General features: G+C 62.9%; 15 protein-coding genes and 1 riboswitch. Of the genes, 9 read left to right on the top strand and 6 right to left on the bottom strand.

The window, feature by feature from the left end:
* Positions 1 to 149 precede the first annotated feature (149 nt).
* Complete coding sequence (locus tag F0184_RS10825; protein ID WP_150496207.1) at positions 150 to 1007, top strand: branched-chain amino acid aminotransferase; 858 nt, start codon at positions 150 to 152, stop codon at positions 1005 to 1007.
* An 11-nt stretch (positions 1008 to 1018) separates the two neighbouring features.
* On the opposite strand, the gene F0184_RS10820 is transcribed toward F0184_RS10825, so the two are convergent.
* Both F0184_RS10820 and F0184_RS10815 read right to left on the bottom strand, forming a co-directional pair.
* Complete coding sequence (locus tag F0184_RS10820; RefSeq protein ID WP_208998430.1) at positions 1019 to 2197, bottom strand: YbfB/YjiJ family MFS transporter; 1179 nt, start codon at positions 2195 to 2197, stop codon at positions 1019 to 1021.
* Positions 2198 to 2404: 207 nt separating this feature from the next.
* Entirely contained in the window at positions 2405 to 2995 is a 591-nt protein-coding gene (locus F0184_RS10815) for a thermonuclease family protein (RefSeq protein WP_244299123.1), read from the bottom strand.
* Positions 2996 to 3367: 372 nt separating this feature from the next.
* Here F0184_RS10815 and F0184_RS10810 point away from each other — a divergent pair, with 372 nt between their 5' ends.
* The 4 genes from F0184_RS10810 to F0184_RS10795 all read left to right on the top strand — a co-directional run bounded on the left by F0184_RS10810 (position 3368) and on the right by F0184_RS10795 (position 6693).
* Positions 3368 to 4171, top strand: a complete 804-nt coding sequence (locus F0184_RS10810; RefSeq protein WP_208998429.1) for a DUF6159 family protein — start codon at positions 3368 to 3370, stop codon at positions 4169 to 4171.
* A gap of 176 nt (positions 4172 to 4347) precedes the next feature.
* Positions 4348 to 4947: a superoxide dismutase gene (locus tag F0184_RS10805; RefSeq protein ID WP_150496204.1), complete on the top strand. Its 600-nt coding sequence runs from the start codon at positions 4348 to 4350 to the stop codon at positions 4945 to 4947.
* Positions 4948 to 5109: 162 nt separating this feature from the next.
* On the top strand, positions 5110 to 5571 hold the full coding sequence (locus F0184_RS10800; RefSeq protein WP_150496203.1) for a c-type cytochrome: 462 nt from the start codon (positions 5110 to 5112) through the stop codon (positions 5569 to 5571).
* 204 nt (positions 5572 to 5775) lie between these two features.
* Complete coding sequence (locus tag F0184_RS10795) at positions 5776 to 6693, top strand: c-type cytochrome (protein WP_150496202.1); 918 nt, start codon at positions 5776 to 5778, stop codon at positions 6691 to 6693.
* Between the two features lie 22 nt (positions 6694 to 6715).
* On the opposite strand, the gene F0184_RS10790 is transcribed toward F0184_RS10795, so the two are convergent.
* The 3 genes from F0184_RS10790 to F0184_RS10780 all read right to left on the bottom strand — a co-directional run bounded on the left by F0184_RS10790 (position 6716) and on the right by F0184_RS10780 (position 11080).
* Positions 6716 to 7069, bottom strand: coding sequence for a hypothetical protein (locus F0184_RS10790; RefSeq protein WP_150496201.1), 354 nt, complete (start codon positions 7067 to 7069; stop codon positions 6716 to 6718).
* 169 nt (positions 7070 to 7238) lie between these two features.
* Positions 7239 to 8825, bottom strand: coding sequence for an ABC transporter substrate-binding protein (locus F0184_RS10785; RefSeq protein WP_150496200.1), 1587 nt, complete (start codon positions 8823 to 8825; stop codon positions 7239 to 7241).
* Between the two features lie 167 nt (positions 8826 to 8992).
* Complete coding sequence (locus F0184_RS10780) at positions 8993 to 11080, bottom strand: S9 family peptidase (protein WP_150496199.1); 2088 nt, start codon at positions 11078 to 11080, stop codon at positions 8993 to 8995.
* Between the two features lie 380 nt (positions 11081 to 11460).
* Positions 11461 to 11702, top strand: a riboswitch (cobalamin riboswitch).
* A gap of 420 nt (positions 11703 to 12122) precedes the next feature.
* Here F0184_RS10780 and F0184_RS10775 point away from each other — a divergent pair.
* The 4 genes from F0184_RS10775 (at position 12123) to F0184_RS10760 (ending at position 15335) form a co-directional block, all read left to right on the top strand.
* Positions 12123 to 12527: a DUF1636 family protein gene (locus tag F0184_RS10775; protein WP_150496198.1), complete on the top strand. Its 405-nt coding sequence runs from the start codon at positions 12123 to 12125 to the stop codon at positions 12525 to 12527.
* Positions 12524 to 13297 (top strand): ABC transporter ATP-binding protein, encoded by a 774-nt coding sequence (locus F0184_RS10770; protein ID WP_150496197.1) that lies wholly within the window; start codon positions 12524 to 12526, stop codon positions 13295 to 13297. The genes F0184_RS10775 and F0184_RS10770 overlap by 4 nt, the downstream gene beginning before the upstream one ends.
* A 20-nt stretch (positions 13298 to 13317) precedes the next feature.
* On the top strand, positions 13318 to 14250 hold the full coding sequence (locus tag F0184_RS10765; RefSeq protein WP_150496196.1) for an ABC transporter substrate-binding protein: 933 nt from the start codon (positions 13318 to 13320) through the stop codon (positions 14248 to 14250).
* Positions 14251 to 14345: 95 nt separating this feature from the next.
* Positions 14346 to 15335, top strand: a complete 990-nt coding sequence (locus tag F0184_RS10760; RefSeq protein WP_172972094.1) for a FecCD family ABC transporter permease — start codon at positions 14346 to 14348, stop codon at positions 15333 to 15335.
* Positions 15336 to 15387: 52 nt separating this feature from the next.
* Here F0184_RS10760 and F0184_RS10755 read toward each other — a convergent pair whose 3' ends face one another.
* The gene (locus F0184_RS10755; RefSeq protein WP_150496194.1) at positions 15388 to 16632 is read right to left on the bottom strand and encodes an MFS transporter; all 1245 of its coding nucleotides are present in this window, start codon (positions 16630 to 16632) and stop codon (positions 15388 to 15390) included.
* Positions 16633 to 16774: the final 142 nt, after the last annotated feature.

The raw sequence follows: 16774 nt of genomic DNA, 5'->3' as shown, positions 1-16774 counted from the left end.
AACAAAATAGCTGATTTGGCGGTGAAAAACGAAGGGAATATCCGCATTTCCGATGCTCTCGGGCAAGCTATTGACCTCTGCCGCGAAACGGCGTTTTGTCCCGTGCAAGCAAAAACATGAGCCATGAATGACATGGGGATGGAGCGAACATGAGCGGCTGGAGTGAGACTTGGACCTGGTTCGATGGAGCATGGCATGAGGGCAATCCGCCGATCATGGGGCCGCGCACCCATGCAGCCTGGCTTGGCTCCAGCGTGTTCGATGGCGCCCGGTTTTTCGAAGGCGTCATGCCGGATCTCGATCTTCACTGCCAGCGGGTGAACGATTCGGCTCTCGCGCTGGGCATGAAGCCGACCATGGCCGTGGGCGAGATGTTGGAACTCTGCCAGGACGGGATCGCCAAGTTCTCCTCGGACAAACAGATCTACATCAAGCCCATGTACTGGGCTGAAAGTGACGGACCCGGCGTGATCGCCGCCGATCCGGACAGCACGCGCTTCTGCATGTGCCTGTTCGATGCGCCGATGGCACCGAAGGGCACGGCGGCGGCCATCACCTTGTCACCGTTCCGCCGTCCGACCATGGAAACCATGCCGGTCAACGCCAAGGCCGGATGCCTTTATCCCAACAACGCCCGGGCAATGATGGAAGCCAAGGCGCGTGGCTTCGACAACGCGGTGGTGCTCGACATGCTGGGCAATGTCGCCGAACTGACCTCGGCCAACATTTTTATGGCCAAGGAGGGTGAGATTCACACGCCGGCCGCCAATGGCACGTTCTTGAACGGCATCACCCGCCAGCGCGTGATCAAGCTTTTGCGCGACGCGGGCTACAAGGTGCATGAGCGCACGCTCGGATATGATGCCTTTCTCGAGGCGGACGAGATTTTCTCGACCGGCAACTACAACAAGGTGTCGCCGGTCAAGCGCATTGAGACCCGTGACCTGCAACCCGGTCCGATCGGCGCCAAGGCCCGCGAGCTATACTGGGATTTCGCCCACGCCTGACCGCGGGCCGGTCATCTGGAAAACAGAATCGCGGCAATCAAAAGCGCGGCAGCCGCCGCAAGGCTGGGGGCCGCGAAGGATCCGGCCACACTGTGCATGATCCCCGCGGCGGTCGGCCCGGCCATCTGCCCCAGACCGAAGCTTGCGGTCATCAGCGCGAGGATCTGCCGGGTGTTGCCGCCACGTGTTTCGACCCTTGCGCGCGCCTCCACGAGACCTAGCGCGGTGATGCCCATGAACGTGCCGCCGACCAGCCCCGCGCCAAAACTGAAGACGGCCGGCGTGCTGCCAATGGCGGTCAGGGCAACGCCGGCGGCCTCCGCCAGGCAGGCCGCGACCAGCGCGGCTTTGCGGCCGGCGCGGGTCGCGACCCGGTTCCAGACCCATATGGAGGGTGCTGCGCTCAGCCCCACGATCAGCCAAACATAGGGTTCGGCGGACTGCAGCGATGGGTTTGTGCGGGCCATCGCGGACACGAAAGTGGCGGTTATGACATAGCCGAACCCGAACAACCCGTAGGCGATGATCAGCCGGACGAGTGCCGCATCGAACCGGGTCCTCAGCGGACGGCTGGGTGCGCTGGAGACCGCACCGGAAGGGGTGGGGCCGGAGGGGCCGCCAGCCGTCAAGATCGCCGCAAGACCGCAAAACCCGAGCGTTGCCGCGCCCGACACGAACCACAGGGTCTGCCACTCCGCTTCCGATCGTGCCATTGCGGAAATCATCAGGGCCGACAACGCGATCCCCGCTCCAACCCCGGCGAAATGCAGGGCGAAGAGATCGGGCCGCCCGGCCTGTCTGAGCCGGTCCAGGACGAGCGTGGAGGCGAAGACCAGCACGAAGGCGCTGGCCAGCCCCCCTGCAAACCGGAGCGCGAGGAATGCGCCGAAGCTGCCGCTGGCGCCCATGGCTGCGGTGGTAACGGCGCTGGCGAGGAGGGCCGCAAGAAACCAGACCCTCGGATTGCCGGACAAAGCGGGAATACTGGCCGCAAGCGCCCCCGCGAGATAACCGGCGAAATTCGCCGAGGCGATCAGACCGGCCTCGCCGGTGCCAAGCGGCACGCTGTCCGCCATGAACGGCAGGATTGGCGTGTATACAAAGCGGCCGATCCCCATTGCGGCCGCCAGGGCAAGAAGCCCGCCTAGGGCAAGCCATTCCGGGCGCTGCGGGATCGGGGAAGTCGGCACGGGATTGGTCCGGACAGAGAAGGCGGGCGCGAAGACCCTAGCGTTCGGCAGCGGGTTTCGGCAAGCGGCCCGGTCCAGTTATCCCGGCGCTGTTATCCAGGCCCGGTCATACCCGGGAAAGCGGGCCGCCTCGTAGCGGGCCGCTTGCGCGTTTCCGGGTCTTGTGCGGCATGGCGATGAGCCCCGGCCGCCTTGCCGGATCTTGTTTCACGAGCCATGCGGCGGACGCCAGCCGGCGGCAAGCGCTTCGGCTTCCGAGCAGAACCAACGTTCGCCGCGGGACGGATCGATGCGGGTCCGTGCATAGGAGGTCGACCAGGGCGGGTGATAGATCCGCCCATTGGACGAGATGTTCCCCTTGATCGGGCAGCCGTTTGGCGCGGCTTGATCCGCTTGCGCGATCCGCCAGCGGGCGGCCCGGTAGTCCCAGGGCGGGTCGAATGCTCCGTTCCACAGACCCGCGCCGGTCTGGCGTGCGGCCGTTTCCTCGCGCACATACCGGTTGGAATACTTGCGGAAGGCGAGGGCTTGCCCGTCCTGCACCATCCGGGCGTTGATGTCCTGCCCGTTCACGAAACATGTCGCGATGCGCCGGTCATATGCATCCATCGTGTCGCCGGAGCAGGTTAAAGATCCGGCGGCAATCAGGCGTTCCAGATGCGCTTTGGCCCGGTGTCCGCATTTCACCTTCCGTCCCGAGCCGTCGTGGCAGGTCTGGCCCAGTTCGGGCGCATCAATGCCGTTCAGGCGCAGCCGTTCGCCCGCCACGACGAGCGCGTCGCCGTCGACGACTTGCACGGCCGTGCTAGCCCCGGGGGCGGTTGGCCCTGACAGGCTAAAAACTGCGGCGCATATCACCAGCGCCACGCGGGTGGACGCATGTTTCATGGTTTCGACTCACTTGCCTTTGACGAACCCACGCTGACCGTCGGGCGGTGAGCCTTCAATCGAAGGTCTTGAGAAGCGGTAAAACCGCCACCATTGCCTGTGGATGGACGGGCTTCGACACGATTTGTGACGCCATGCGGGACAGGGGCGCGGGAAAGCTTCAGGGAATGGCAAGGTTCCTGACGTAGCGTTGCTCGCGGATTTGGTCCTCAGGGAGGCAGCGCGATGATGGACAAGGTGTTTCGGGCGTTCACTCTTGCAGGGGCGTGTTGGAAGGTTCTGATGCTTGACAAGGAGCTTTTGCTCTTTCCGGTCATGAGCACGCTGGCGCTGGTCGCGGTGATTGCCGGCGTCGGATATCCCTTTTACATGAGCGGAGAACTCCAGAACTTCGTACAGGCCTTGGAAAACAATCCACAATTACAGAACGATCCACGCGTTCTGGCGGGCCTGTTCGCCTTTTATTTCGTCAACTACTTCATCATGATCTACTTCAACGCCGCCTTGATCGGCTGTGCGTTGATCCGCTTTGCCGGCGGGAACCCGACCGTCGGCGACGGCTTCCGGCTCGCCACCCGGCATCTGCCCCAAATCCTGCTCTGGTCGCTGGTGACCGCCAGTGTGGGCTTTTTGCTGGAGCAATTGGAGAACCGGCTGAAAGGGCTTGGCCGGTTCTTTGTCGGTTTGCTCGGCGCGGGCTGGGCCGTGGCCACATACTTCGCGGTCCCGATCCTCGTGGTGGACGGCGTCGGTCCGGTTCAGGCCGTCAAGCGGTCCGTGTCCGCCGTTCGCAAGACCTGGGGCGAGGCCCTGGTGGGGCACATCGGACTGGGCGCGCTGCATGTCATCAGCATCCTACCGGCGATCCTCCTGATCTTCCTGGGAATCCAGTTGGCCGATCGCGATCCGGTTTCCGGCTATGCGATGATCGGGCTGGCGGTGATCTGGGTTATGATCTGCGTGCTGGTCATCTCAACGCTGAGTGCGATCCTTCGGGCAGCGCTCTACATTTACGCGGTTGAAGGCGTCACGCCGGAAAACTTCGATTCCCAGCTCATCCGCAACGCTTTCCAGCCAAAGGCCTGACACCGGGAAGCAGTGGACCCAAATCCCGCTCGGAATAAGCAAGAAAAATATTCTTTATTTAAGCTGCGGGTCATTGCCGCAAAAGACTTCGGCTCCTATGTTGCGGCACGGAGCGGGGGGTATGGAAGTTCACCTATGCGCCTCCCGCCGGTCACTTGACCCAAAGGAGTTTTGCCATGTCTTTTGAATTGCCGGATCTTCCTTACGCTTACGATGCGCTCGGCCCGTATATGTCGGCCGAAACACTGGAATTCCACCACGACAAGCATCATCTGGCGTATGTCTCCAAGGGCAATGAGCTGCTTGCCGGGAGTGGCCTTGAGGGCAAATCGCTCGAGGAAGTTGTGAAGGAAAGTTACGGCAAGAACGCGCCGCTTTTCAACAATGCTGGCCAGCATTTCAATCACATTCATTTCTGGAAATGGATGAAACCGAATGGCGGTGGCACCGCGCTTCCCGCTGCGCTGGCCTCCAAGATCGACAGCGATCTGGGCGGTTATGACAAGTTCCGCGCCGACTTCATCGCGGCCGGCGTCGGCCAGTTCGGTTCCGGCTGGGCGTGGCTTGCGCTCAAGGACGGCAAACTGGAAATCATGAAGACCCCGAACGGCGAAAATCCGCTCGTTCATGGCGCGGCACCGCTGCTCGGCGTCGACGTGTGGGAGCACTCCTACTACATCGACTACCGCAACGCGCGCCCGAAATATCTGGAAGCCTTCGTCGACAGCCTTGTCAACTGGGACTACGTCCTCGAGCTGTACGAAGCCGCGTCCTGATCCTTTCGGCCTTTCAATCGTCAGAAGCCCCGGCCCCCTTGGCCGGGGTTTTTTCGTTGGTTCCGTTCACCTTTCAGTGTCTTGCCACCTTCACAAGCGCGAGCCTACAGTTGCGTTGGGAGACTTTGGGCCGCCGGCCCTGGAGCATGAGAGGAAGAGGCAATGCGGAAAGTGATGTTGGGTCTGGTCGCGGGCGCGGTGGTCTTGGGAGGGCCGGTGGTATCGGTCCAGGCGGCTGGAGATCCGATTGCCGTGCGGAAGGCCGTGATGCAGTCGGTTGGCGCGGCCGCCGGGCTTGGTGGCGGCATGATGAAGGGCGAGATCGCCTATACCCCGGCCGCCGGAAAGGCGGCGATTGCCAGCATGAATGCGGCGGCCTTGTCCTATGGTGACTTTTTTCCCGAAGGATCGGAAAGCGGCGGCGACACCACGGCCGCGGCGGCGATCTGGGAGGATCGTGCCGGGTTCGCTCAGGAACTCGCGAAATTCGCGTCGGCCACGGGCGGGGCGATGCAGGCATCCGGCAAGGACGGACCCGCCGATCTCGACGCGTTCAAGGCGGCCTTCGGTCCGGTTTTGCAGACCTGCAAATCGTGCCACGAAGGGTTCCGCGTGAAGCGGTAAACCCGATTGCCTTCACGTTAGGTTGCGTGCGGCCGCGTCCGGACCGGGCTGCCCGCCTGGTGGGCGGCCGCGGGCCGCAATGGGACAACAGGCGGGCGGAAATGACCGCCCGCCGCGCGCGAATGTGATGCGCAAGGACAATTTGATGCGCAAGGACAATGTGATGCGCAAGGACAATGCGCGCAGGTCAGGGGATCCCGCACAGTGAAGAAACTCATTGTCGCATTCGCCATATTGGGGGCCGCCGGTTTCGGGGGCGCCTGGGTCCTTTCGGCGCCGCAGGTCGTCAGCACCGAAGCGCTGGCCGCCCTGACGCCAGGCGATGCGGTCAACGGGGAACGGCTGTTTTGGGCCGGCGGTTGTGCATCGTGCCATGCCGCCCCAGAGGCGAAAGGCGAAGACAAGCTTGTTCTGGCCGGAGGCGTCCGCCTGGAAAGTCCTTTCGGGACCTTCGTCGCGCCGAACATTTCCATGAGCGAAAGTGCGGGGATCGGCGCCTGGTCGCTGCCTGAGTTCGTCAATGCGATGGTCAAGGGAACCGCGCCTGACGGCGCGAACTACTACCCGGCCTTTCCCTACACCTCCTACACGCACATGACGCTGCAGGATGTGGCGGACCTGTTCGCTTTCATGACAACCCTGCCGGCTGTCGAGACGGTTCCGGGCAATCACGAGCTCGGGTTTCCATTCAACATCCGCCGGACGGTCGGATTGTGGAAGCGTCTTTATCTCCGGCCGGACTTCGCGATCTCGCAACCTGAGGCCGGCGATGCCGATCCGGCACTCTGGGAGCGCGGCCGCTATCTGGTCGAGGGGCCTGGGCACTGCGCCGAATGCCATACGCCGCGCGGGCCCCTGGGGGGGCTTGAGACCGGCCGTTGGATGGCGGGTGCCCCGAACCCGGCGGGAGAGGGCCGGATCCCCGATATCACGCCCTCTGATGCCGGTATCGGCGGATGGAGCGTGTCGGACATTGCCTATTATCTGGAAAGCGGCTTCACGCCGGACTACGATTCGGTCGGTGGTGAGATGGTCGCCGTGCAGGAAAACATGACGCGGCTGCCCGCACAGGATCGGGAAGCCATCGCCGTTTATCTCAAGGCCCTGCCGCCTTCGAACTGAGCGCTTGCCCGGGTCAGGGAGGCTAGACCCTGACCGGCTGGCACCGGCTATAGACCACCTGGTCGATGAAGCCGCTCATATAGTTCAAGAAGGCCTGGCAATCCGACTGCGTCTTGAAACATCCGACGCGGGAAAAGTTCCGGGTTACACCGAAGTCAAAATATTGCCCGGCGGCCGTTCCCTTGTAGCCTGGCCCCTGAAATCCGCGGCAGCTGAATTGCGTGCCATAGGTCTCAGGGGCATTGTCCGGGGTCACCACCGGCTTGAACAGAAGGTCATCCGCACTCTGGTATTGGCATCCCGCCAGAAAAACGGCGAGCGCCATGGTCCCGGCAAGCTTCGGCAGTGATGAGGGGATGCGACCCAATCGCAACATGTTCCGTCCTTCCCAGTCCTGAGGGGCGCGCCGCGCGCGGCCCGGCAGGGCTACCGGTACAAGTCTTTGGACGCCTTGCCAAGATCGCCTGAAAACAAAACCAGCCGCGCTCCCGGTACGCTGGCCGGCTGGCGCGTCTGCATCCGGCAGGGGATAGGCTGCGCCTGTGTCATTCCACCGTGATCCAGCGCAGCATGATCATGTTGTCGGCCCGTTGCGTCAGACTGACGTTCGATCTGGATGCCCACAGAAGCGGTTGAACATGCAGAGGCACGTAGGCGACCTCATCCCGAACCAGCGCCGCGATTTCATCCAGCATGGCTTGGCGCGCCTCCGGATCGATTTCCCGTTGAACCTGCGGCAGAAGTTCATCGATCCGGGCGTTGGAGTAACCGCCGAAGTTCCAGCTGCCGAGCTTCTTCTCCTCGTTTGGCGTGGCAACCAGAAAGCGGACCGGATGCTCGGCATCGAACGTTCCCGGAGACCAGCCCAGCAGATACATGTCGAAATGACCGGCGCGCAGTTCCGGCCAGTAGTTGCGCACGGGCATGGCTGTCAGGTTCGCCCGGATCCCGATCTTGGCGAGCATCCCCGCAACGGCGGTGCAAATGCTCTCATCGTTGATGTAGCGGTCATTCGTGCACATGAGACCGAAGGAAAAACCGTCCGGATAACCGGCTTCGCCAAGCAGGGCCCTGGCTGCGTCCAGGTCAAAGGCAAACCGGTCGGCCGCGGCCAGACTGTAGCCCTTCATCTGCGGGCTGACGAGTTGGGAGGCCACTTCCGCCTTGCCGCGCATGATCGTGTCGACGATCACATCGGCCTGGATCGCGTGCTGAACCGCTCTGCGGACCCGCGGGTCCTGGAAGGGGTTCTCGTCCCTGATGTCGTCGGAATACTTCAGAACGTCGTGGCTGTGGCCGAAGCCGAGCATGATCACCCGGGCCTCGATCCCCTGGTGCAGCGTCAGATCCGCATGCCGGGCGATCCGCTCGACATCCTGCACCGGCACCGGCTCGATCAGGTCGATTTCGCCACTCAACAGGGCGGCGACCGCCGTGGCCGGATTGGAGATGGGCAGGAAGGTGGCTTTCGTCAGATTGTGTTCCGGCGTGTCCCACCAGGCCTCGAAGGGCTCGGCAACGGTGCTGAGGCCAGGCTCCCGCCCGGTCAGGCGGAACGGGCCGGTGCCGTTGGCGAACAGGGTCGCGTAGGTCTCCGTATCGCGCGCGGGACGTTCGGTTTGTTTGGCCTGCGCCCAATCCTTGTCCATGATCAGGAAGTTGGCGATCGAATCGGGAAAAATCGGGTCGGGGGCGTGGGTCAGAAAGTCGATTGTGTACTCATCGACAATCCGGACCTCCTTGACCGGCGCGAACCAGGACTTGGTGTCGGCCTGCTCGGAAGAGGCGCGTTGATAGGAAAACAGAACGTCCTCGGCGGTGAACCGCGCCCCGTCATGGAATGTGACGCCCTGGCGCAGATGGAAGCGCCACCCCTCGTCGCCGAGCGGTTCCCAATCCGTGGCCAGGGAGGGTTCGATCTGCATTTGCTTGTCGCGCCGGACCAGACCTTCGTAAATGTTGTTCAAGAATCCAAGCACTGGGGCGGAGTTGACCGCATGCGGATCCATGGTCTGCGGATCGGTCGGGGAGGCCCAGCGCAGTTCCTTGGAGAACGCGCCGCCGCTTGAAATTGCGACGGCCAAACCGGCGGATAGAAGGAGATGGCGCACGCGCCGGCTGGGCAAAGACATCGGAACCTCCATCGGACACAGGAACAGGCGAGACTGCCTCTCGGCCTTGCCAAGCCAAGGATACGCCATTGCACCGATCCGTGCGGAGTTGCATGTTCAGTTTTGCGTGAAGGCTGGCGCCGCCTTGCCATCCTGGGCCGGCCCGGGATGGGAGACCACCGGGCCGCCTAAGCCTTGCCGACCACCATCAGGGCGAAAGCCTGATTGAGCGCAACCTCCTTCAGGCGGTCGAACCGGCCGGACGCGCCGCCATGTCCGGCATCCATGTTGGTCTTGAGCATCAGCAGATTGCCGCCCGTCATGGTGGCCCTGAGCCGCGCCACCCACTTGGCCGGTTCCCAATAGGTGACGCGCGGGTCGGTCAGGCCCGCCACGGCGAGGATCACCGGGTAGGCTTTGGCCGCCACATTGTCGTAGGGAGAATAGGCGGCGATGGCTTCGAAGGCGGCCTTGTCGGTGATCGGGTTGCCCCATTCGGGCCATTCCGGCGGGGTCAGTGGCAGGGTTTCGTCCAGCATGGTGTTGAGCACGTCGACAAACGGCACTTCGGCGATGATCCCTGCGAATTTTTCCGGCGCCATGTTGGCGACCGCGCCCATCAGCATGCCGCCGGCCGAACCGCCCTGGGCGACGATCCGCTGGTAGGCGGTGAAGTTTTGCGCCACCAGGTGATCGGCTGCCGCGATGAAATCCGTGAAGGTGTTGGTCTTCTTCTCCCGGCGCCCGTCCTTGTACCAGCGGAATCCCTTGTCCTTGCCGCCCCGGATATGGGCAATCGCATAAACGAAGCCCCGGTCGGCCAGCGACAACGCGTTGGTGTTGAAACTCGCCGGGATCGAGATGCCGTAGGATCCGTAGCCGTACAAGAGGCAGGGCGCCGAGCCGTCGAGCGGCGTGTCCTTGTGATAGAACAGGGAGATCGGCACCGTCTCGCCATCCGGCGCGGGGGCCTGCAGGCGTCTCGTGACGTAGTCGGAGGCGGTGTGTCCGGACGGCACCTCCTGTTCCTTGCGCAGCACCCGTTCACGGGTCTCGACATTGTAGTCGTAGGTCCGCGCCGGTGTGGTCATGGAGGAATAGGAAAAGCGGATCGTCGGCGTGTCGAATTCATAGCCGCCGCCGAGCCCGAGCGAATAGGCCTCCTCGTCGAAAGCGACCTGGTGTTCCACATTGTCCGCGAGGCGGCGGATCACGATCCGGGGCAGTCCGTCCTCGCGCTCCAGCCGGACCATGAAGGTCTTGTACAGCGTGTGCGACAGGATCAGGCAGCCGGGTTTGTGCGGGACATGGTCACTCCAGAACTCCCGGCCGGGTGTGGCCTTCGGCGCGGTGACGATCTTGAAATCCTCAGCATCTCCCAGGTTAGTCAGAATATATAGGTTGTCCCCGTGATCCTCGACCGAGTATTCAACGCCGGTGTCGCGCGGGGCGATCAGAACGGGATCGGAAAGCGGCCGGTCCGCCGGGATCATCCACACCTCCGAGGTCTCGTGATCGTGGATGTCAATCAGGATGGTTTCGTCCGATTGGGTCTTGCCAACACCCATGAAGAAACCGGGGTCCTTTTCCTCGTAGACCAGCACATCTCCGGCCGGATCGGTGCCGACCTCGTGGCGGAACAGCCTGGACGGGCGGTGATTGTCGTCGAGCCGGATGTAGAACAGATACCGGCTGTCCGCCGAGAACACGCCGCCGCCGCCGGTGTTCTCGATTGTGTAGTCCAGGTCCGTGCCGGTCGCGATGTCGCGCAACCGCAGGCTGTAGAACTCCGACCCCTTGTCGTCATAGGCCCAGGCCAACAGGGTGTGGTCGGGCGACTGGCCGGCATTTCCAATCTTGAAATAGGTCTTGCCCTCAGCTTCCTTGTCGCCGTGCAGCAGAATGGTTTCCGCGCCCCCGTCGCGCGGCGTGCGGAAGAAGATGGGCTGTTGGCCGCCGGTCTCGAATTTCAGACCGTACGCATAAGGCCCATCGGGAGCGGGGACGGAGCTGTCATCCTCCTTGATCCGCCCGCGCATTTCGGCAAAGAGCGTTTCTTGCAGCTCTTCCGTTGGCGCCATGACTGCTTGCTGGTAGGCGTTTTCCGCATCGAGATAGGCTTCGATGTCGTCGAAGAGGGCGGCGCGGCCTTCGCGCATCACTTCCTGCCAGTTTTCGGCGCGCAGCCAGGCATAGTCGTCCTGACGCTCAAGGCCGTGGGTTTTCAGAATGAGCGGGCGCGCGTCCGCGCGGGGAGGAGTCGGTGTCTTTGTCATGGCGCTGAGCTAGGGGGTTTGAACGGCGATGGCAAGGGGGCGGTTGGTGGAGGACCGTGCTCGAGCCGTGATGCAGTCTTCGAGACCGGGCGAGATCCCCTCCTTCGTCAGGCCTGACTTGGGCACCAGCCCCGCCACACCACCGATGTCATCCCCGACTTGATCGGGGATCCATTCCGTTCGGCTTTCATATGGCACACCAGTGTTTGGGGCACGATATGGGTTTGGTTCCCCGCTCGGGGGCGGGGATGACACTGTGCAGTTGGGTAGACTGTGCCATACCCTCGGTCTGAATTTTTCAAAATGAGGAGAAAGCCACGGCAGCGTTGAAGCGCGATCCAGATCCCTCACTTTCAATTGACGCTGTCTTTGCCCCGGTCTATCAACGTGGAGTTCATGGTTTCCGGCGCTGAAGTTCAGGCCGGGATGAAAAGGGAACACGGTGCGGTGTAGCCATCAGGCGCCAAATCCGTGACTGCCCCCGCAACTGTGAGCGGCGAGCGACCCCGGCTGACGCCACTGGTATCAATGGCCCGAAATCAATGGGAACCTGACAACCGGGAAGGCAACGGGCAAGCGGCGACCCGCGAGTCAGGAGACCTGCCATGTGCGTTCATCATCAACCCGGGCGGGGTGCCCCGGAGGAGACGGATGCCATGATGCGACTGACCCGGCGTATTGCGCCTCAAAACACCATGACGGCTCTCTTTCCCGCCCCGTTGCAACGCGGAGGGCGTTATGAGCCGGAGATCCACTTTTTCCGCTTTTGAAATTGGTATGTTTGCTGGCAGCCCCGGCGCGCGCGCGGCGCGGGCCATGGCGGCAAATGGCATGGCCAGGTATTCGCAGCCCCAACCGGTCGGCGGGAACCCGCTTGCCATGCCCGGTAAATGTAATGTAATAACATTACATATTGAACTCGTATCCACCCCCGACGGGAGCGAAATCCGGAAAAAGGACCGCTCACAACCGGCAACGGATTGGGCCGTGGCATCAGAGGCGGGCGCTCCAGGTGGCAGAACAACAGCAAAGGCCGGAGGCCATGGCATTTAGCGACAATTCACGGCACCGCATCACGGTGTGCATCACCTGCCGTGAAAAGGGCCGGGAAGACCGCCCTGGGGCACATCTGTTGGCGGCCTTGCAAGCGGATCTGCCGGAAGGTTTTGACGTCTGCGCTGTCAAATGCATGGCCGGCTGTTCGCGGCCCTGTACGGTCGCCTATCAGGCGCCGGGCAAGGCGACTTACCTGTTTGGCGACATCGTTCTGGAAGAGGACTTGGCAGACCTCAAGACTTTCGCCGCGCAGTACCGCGCGTTGGAGGACGGCTGGTGCTCGTCCGTCGACCGGCCCGGGAAACTCCGCCGGACCACGCTTGCCCGGATCCCGGCCCAGATTGCGCAGGTCATCCAGTCTGTTGACGTCTGTGAGGAGGAACCGGCATGAGCCCGGCGCGCCTCACAGTCGAGAAGGCCAGTTGGGGTCCCGACCGCCAGCATATTCTTCTCCATCCGGTTTCCTTTGATCTGGTGCCGGGCCGCATTTTGGGCGTTGTGGGGGCCAATGGCGCGGGCAAGTCGACGCTTTTGCGGCTGCTCTACCGGTTTCACCGGCCACGCTCGGGAACCGTCAAGCTGGACGGCCAGGATATCTGGGCGATCAGCGCCCGGGAAACGGCCCGAAAAGTGGCCGCCGTCCTGCAGGAGCAGCCGACTGATTTCGCCTTGACCGTCCGCGAGATTGTCGGGCTGGGCCGTACCCCGCACGGATCGGGTTTTTCGCGCGGCGGGGCGCAGGATGGCGAGATCATCGAAGGGGCCTTGATCCGCATGGAGTTGCAGGGCCTGGCCCACCGGCGTCTTGGCACGCTGTCCGGCGGTGAGCGCCAGCGTGTAATGGTCGCCCGGGCCCTGGCGCAGGAGCCGAAACTCCTCATTCTGGACGAGCCGACCAACCATCTCGATATCCGCCATCAGCTTGAAATCCTCAGCCTGATCCGCGGCCTGTCGGTGACCATTGTTACCAGCCTGCACGATCTCAACATGGCTGCCGGCCTGTGCGACGATATCCTTGTCCTCAGTGGCGGCCAGTCGCTTGCGTTTGGACCGCCCTCCCATGTGCTGACGACCGAGCGGGTCGAAACCGCCTTTTCCGTGCGCACCCAGGTTCAAACGCTGCATCCCAGCGGTGATTCGCATTTCACCTTCCATCTTTGACCTCTTTCGCGAGACACCCCATGAAACACCTAGGTTTATCCCTTGCCTTGTCCCTGATCGCCACCACGGCTCTGGCTGACGTGACCGTGCAAAGCTGCGACCGCGAGGTTACCTTCGACGCGCCGCCGAAAGCGGCCATCTCCAACGACGTGAATCTGACCGAGATGATGCTTGTGCTCGGCTTGCGCGACCACATGGTCGGCTATACCGGCATATCCGGCTGGAAAACGCTGGACGAGAAGATGCGGGAGGGCGTTGCCGAGTTGCCGGAGCTTTCGGCAAAATACCCGACCAAGGAAGTGCTGATCGGGGCCGATGCGGATTTCTATTTCGCCGGCTGGAACTATGGCATGCGCGTGGGCGGCGAGGTGACCCCGGAAACGCTCGAGCCTTTTGGCATCAAGGTCTACGAGCTCAGCGAATCCTGCATTCATATCGGCGACAAGCCGAAAGTGTCGATGGACGACATGTACAATGACCTTTTGAACCTCGGGCGGATCTTTCAGGTTGAAGCCCGGGCCGAGGCGCTTGTTGAAGGCTATAAGGCGGAGCTCGCCAAAATCACCGGATCACTCGAGCCCGGCGAACCGCTCGATGTGTTCGTCTATGACAGCGGCGAGGAAACCCCTTTCACCGCCGGGCGCTACGCCATGCCGACCGCGCTGATCGAAGCAGCTGGCGGCCGCAATATTCTGGACGACTTTGAAAAGAGCTGGGCAAAGATCGACTGGGAGACGGTTGTCGACCGCAACCCGGATGTGGTCATCATCGTGAACTACGGAAATGTGACCGCGGAAGAAAAGATGGACTTCATGCGCAAAAGCCCGGCGCTGGCCAATATCGATGCGGTGAAAAACGACCGGTTTGTCGTGCTTGAATATGTCGAGGCAACACCCGGCCCGCGCAACATCGAGGCCGTGAAGAAGCTTGCCAACACGTTCTGGAGCGAGTGACCATGACGGACAGGGCGGAAGCGGACCTCTCTGCGGACCTCAGCCTTGCGGACACAAGGCGGATCGCGCGCCGGACACCCGGCTTTGCGCTCGCCATGAGCGGCGGTCTTGTTGTTCTTGTCGTGTCCATCGTCTTTGCCGTGTCCATCGGCGCAGTCGCGGTTCCGGCAGAAACGGTTTTTGGTATCGTCGCCAACAAGCTTGTGCCGGATCTGGTTGAGGTCACCTGGTCGGATGGCCGGGAAGCGATTGTCTGGGACATCCGGTTTCCCCGCGTTCTCCTGGCCGCCCTTGTCGGGGCGGGGCTGGCGGCGGTCGGCGCAGCGCTTCAGGCCGTCACCCGCAACCCGCTCGCCGATCCGCATCTGCTCGGCATTTCATCCGGTGGGGCGTTCGGGGCAATCTTGGCGCTGTTGCACACGGGGCTGTTCCTAGGCCTTTTCACGGTCCCGCTGATGGCATTCACGGGCGCGCTGGCCGCGACGCTTCTGGTGCTTGGCGTCACCCGCTTCACCGCTGCGACCAGTGCCGACCGGCTGGTGCTGGCCGGCGTCGCCGTGTCCTTCATCATCCTGGCGCTCGCCAACATTCTCATCTTCATGGGCGATCCGCGTGCCACCCACACGGTTGTGTTCTGGATGCTGGGCGGGCTGGGTCTTGCCCAGTGGCCGCATCTTGCTTTCCCGCTGGTGATCCTGTCCGTCTGCGGGGCTTATCTTTGGGCCCGCGCCGGGGACCTCAACGCCATGACGATTGGCGACGAAACCGCTTCCACGCTTGGCATACCCGTTGCCCGCTTTCGCCTGACCGTGTTCGTGGTGGGCGCGCTGATCACCGGTGTCATGGTCGCCTTTTCCGGCATCATCGGCTTTGTCGGGCTAATGATCCCGCACACCGTCCGGTTCATGGCAGGCGGCAATTATGTCCGCGTGCTCCCGGCCTCCATGCTGGTGGGGGCGATCTTCCTGATCTGGGCCGATGTTCTGGCGCGCACCATCATGTCCCCGGAAGACATGCCCATCGGCATCGTCACGGGCCTGATCGGCGGGCTCTTCTTCGTCTGGCTGTTGCGCAAGCGCGTGTGATCCGGAACTGAGGTCTCCTGGGCGACATGCGGCGGCGCCGCGCCCGAACCACTCAAGCCGCCGCCAGCTTTTCCCGTCCGCCGCGGCTGTTCATAAGAATGAAGACCATCACGCCGATGTTCAAAAAGTTCCAGGCGATGCCATTGAGGAACGCGGCCTGATAGGAGCCGGTCAGGTCATAGATCCAGCCCGACATCCAGCCACCGAGCGCCATGCCGATGATCGTGGACATGATCACAAGCCCGATCCGCTGGCCGGCTTCCTTGGCCGGCAGGTATTCGCGCACGATCACGGCGTAGGACGGGACAATGCCACCCTGGCTGAGGCCGAAAACGAGCGAAACGAGATAGAGTGTGACCAGTCCATCCGAGGGCAGGTAGAGAAACAGGGCGGCGCATTGCAGCACCGAACCAATGAGGAGCGTGCGCACGCCGCCGATCTTGTCGGCGAGAAATCCGGAAGCCAGGCGGCTGATGATCCCGGCGCCGACCATGATGGCCAGCATGTCCGCGCCCGCTGCGACGCCATAGCCCAGATCCACGCAATAGGCGACGATGTGCACCTGGGGCATGGACATGGCGACGCAGCAGCCAAGGCCGGCAATCACCAGAAGGATCTGAAGCGCGCGCGGCGAAAGCCCGGCGGACAGCTGGCCAAACCGGCCCACAATCTGCGGGTGGCGCGTGGCATAGGCCGGATCCGGCGTCCGGCGCAGGAAGAAGGTGAGGGGCACCATCACCGCCACGCAAATGAGGGCGATCATCAGATAGGTCGTGCGCCAGTCGGTGAAGCCGAGGCCCCACTGGATGAAGGAGGGCCAAAGCACGCCCGCCAGGTAGTTGCCGCAGGCCGCTGAGGCGACCGCGATGCCGCGGCGCTTTTCGAACCAGTGCGAAAGATCGGCGATCAAGGGCCCGAAGGTCGCCGCGGTGCCGAGGCCGATCAAAAACCCCTGGGCGAGCGAGAACGTGACAATGCCGGTGGACAGGCCCGCCAGGGCAAAGCCTGCTCCCAGCGCCAGCGCGGACAGGAGGACGGGAAGCACGATCCCGAACCGGTCGACCCAGCGCCCGATCAGATAGTTTCCGGCGGCAAAGCCGATCATGGTCATGGTGTAGGGAAGCGAGGCATCTCCCCGGTCGACGCCGAACTCGGCCTGCACCGCCGGCAGCACCACCACCACGGCCCACATGCCCGCGCCGCCCAGCGTGGATAACAGGATGCAGATCGCCAGCCGGAACCACGCGTAGGTGCCATCGGGAGCATAGGGGTCGGCCGGTTCGGCGCTTACACTCATTGCAAGTCTCCTTGACCCTTCGTGAGTACCAAACGGGACGGTTCCGATCCAACAAATTAAAATGATGCAATTGATAAGGGGGACTTACAGATTGCCGGGCCGCGGGCGGGATGGTCCGCGGTCCGGCACGCGGCTCGCTGGC

The organism is Roseibium aquae, from assembly GCF_008711285.1.
GTDB lineage: Bacteria > Pseudomonadota > Alphaproteobacteria > Rhizobiales > Stappiaceae > Roseibium > Roseibium aquae.
Note: the sequence above shows the minus strand (reverse complement) of the source record. Positions and strands in the feature narration are given on the sequence as shown.